Source organism: Mesorhizobium sp. M7A.F.Ca.CA.002.15.2.1 (genome assembly GCF_003998715.1).
Taxonomy (GTDB): Bacteria; Pseudomonadota; Alphaproteobacteria; order Rhizobiales; family Rhizobiaceae; genus Mesorhizobium; species Mesorhizobium ciceri.
This window is the reverse complement of the sequence record NZ_RZPI01000840.1, coordinates 1-2,128: the sequence shown is the minus strand read 5'-3', so window position 1 is coordinate 2,128 and position 2,128 is coordinate 1. Positions and strand designations below refer to the sequence as shown.

Here is a 2,128-nt window from a genome sequence, read left to right as displayed (position 1 = left end):
GGATGCGTTCGACCATCTGGTCGACGCCTCGTGCGCTCGGATGCAGGCCGTCCTCGAGCTGCATGCCGGGCTGGCCGGCGACGCCGTCGAGAAAGAACGGGTAGAGCGCGACGTCGTATTTCTTCGCCAGGTCCGGGAAAATGGCGTCGAAGGCGCTCTGGTAGTCGGGACCGAGATTGGGTGCGGCGCGCATGCCGGCCAGAAGCACGGCAATCTTGCGCTGCTTCAGCTTGCTCAGCATCTCGTCGAGGTTCTTTTTGGTGATGTCGGGCGAGACGCCGCGCAGCATGTCGTTGGCGCCGAGTTCGAGGATGACCAGCTGCGTGCCGTCCGGCACCGACCAGTCAAGCCGCGCCAGGCCGCCGCTCGTCGTGTCGCCGGAGACGCCGGCATTGGCGACGGTCACGTCGTGGCCTTTGGCGCCAAGCGCTGCCTGCAGCCTGTCGGTAAAGCCCTGGTCGGGTCCAAGGCCATAGCCCGCCATCAGGCTGTCACCGAAGCCGACGATCTTGAACGGCTCGGCACGCGCCGACGACATGACGCCGCAAATGGCGAGGAAAACCACGAAGCCTGCGGCAATACTGCGTTTGAAAGACATGCGGCAGGCCCCATATGAGCTAGGAATTCTCCAGTCGACGGCTTCCGGCAAGCAGAGCCTTCATTCCCAGATATAGGACGATTTCATTTTGACAGAAGCCGTCATCGCGCTGAAAGACGTGTCCCTGACCCTTGGCGAGGGCGCTTCATCGGTCCATGTGCTGAAGGGGGTGAGCCTCGACGTGGCGACCGGCGAGGCGACCGGCATCGTCGGACCTTCGGGTTCCGGCAAGTCGACCTTGCTGATGGTCCTGGCAGGCCTGGAAAGGGTCGATTCGGGTACGGTCCGAATCGCCGGCGAGCTGCTCAACGGCAAAAGCGAGGACCAGATTGCTTCGTTTCGTGGCCGAAACATTGGCATCGTGTTCCAGTCCTTCCATCTCATTCCCAACATGACGGCGCTCGAAAATGTCGCGGTGCCGCTGGAACTGGCCGGCCATTCCGATCCGTTCGCGGTGGCGGCGCGCGAGCTGGCGGCGGTTGGCCTCAGCGACCGCGTCACCCACTATCCCGGCGAATTGTCGGGCGGCGAGCAGCAGCGCGTGGCGATCGCCCGCGCATTGGCGCCGTCGCCGCGCATCCTGATCGCCGACGAGCCGACCGGCAATCTGGACCAGGCGACCGGGCGGCAGGTCGCCGACCTCCTGTTTGCGAAGGCGGCCGAGCGCGGCATGACGCTGGTGCTGGTGACGCATGATCCGGCGCTCGCGGCACGCTGTTCGCGCCAGGTTTCGATGCACTCGGGCCGGATCGAGGCACCGGCGCCGGTCAAGGTGACGGCCTGATGCCGCTGTCCCGGACGTTGAGGCTCGCTGTCCGCTTCTCGCTGCGCGAGATGCGCGGCGGCCTGTCCGGTTTCCTGATCTTCCTCGCCTGCATCGCGCTCGGCGTCGCGGCCATCGGCGGCGTCAACTCGGTGGCGCGTTCGATCACCGCCGGTGTCGCCAATCAGGGCCAGACGCTGCTTGGCGGCGATCTTCGCTTCCAGATCAACCAGCGTGACGCCAGTCAGGCGGAGCGCAGCTTCCTTGACGGGCTCGGCACGGTTTCGCGGACCGCCAGCATGCGTTCGATGGCGCGTCTCGCCGACGGATCCGACCAGGCGCTGGTCGAGGCCAAGGCGGTCGACCATGTCTATCCGCTCTATGGCACGCTGGAGACCGAGCCGGCGCTGTCGAAACAGGAACTGTTCGGCGAAGAGTTCGGCGTCTTCGGTGCGGCAGCGCCCGATCTTCTGTTCGAGCGGTTGCACGTCAAGCTTGGCGACCGGCTGAAGCTCGGCACCGCTACTTTCGAACTGCGCGCCAAGCTGGTCGCCGAACCGGATGCCGTGTCCGACGGCTTCGGCTTCGCGCCGAGGCTGATGATCTCGACCGAAGGGTTGGCGGCCACTGGACTGATCCAGCCGGGCAGCCTGGTCGAGAATGCCTACAAAATCCGGCTGCCGGCGGACGCCGACGAGGCAAGGCTCAAGGCCATCCAGGATCAGGCCGCCACGGATTTTCCGGAAGCCGGCTGGTCGATCCGCACG

The 2,128-nt window shown here is 65.6% G+C and carries 2 protein-coding genes and 1 pseudogene; 2 read left to right on the top strand and 1 reads right to left on the bottom strand.

What is annotated here, in order from left to right:
* On the bottom strand, positions 1 to 598 hold a 598-nt coding region (locus ENZ74_RS30085), incomplete at its 3' end, for an arylesterase (RefSeq protein WP_164761321.1).
* 88 nt (positions 599 to 686) lie between these two features.
* On the opposite strand from ENZ74_RS30085, the gene ENZ74_RS30080 reads away from it, so the two are divergent.
* Both ENZ74_RS30080 and ENZ74_RS30075 read left to right on the top strand, forming a co-directional pair.
* Positions 687 to 1,382 carry an ABC transporter ATP-binding protein gene (locus ENZ74_RS30080; protein WP_063169548.1) on the top strand — a complete coding sequence of 232 codons (696 nt, stop codon included), beginning with the start codon at positions 687 to 689 and terminating at the stop codon, positions 1,380 to 1,382.
* Positions 1,382 to 2,128: pseudogene (locus ENZ74_RS30075) on the top strand (ABC transporter permease); the annotation flags it as partial. The gene ENZ74_RS30080 and the pseudogene ENZ74_RS30075, both read left to right, overlap by 1 nt.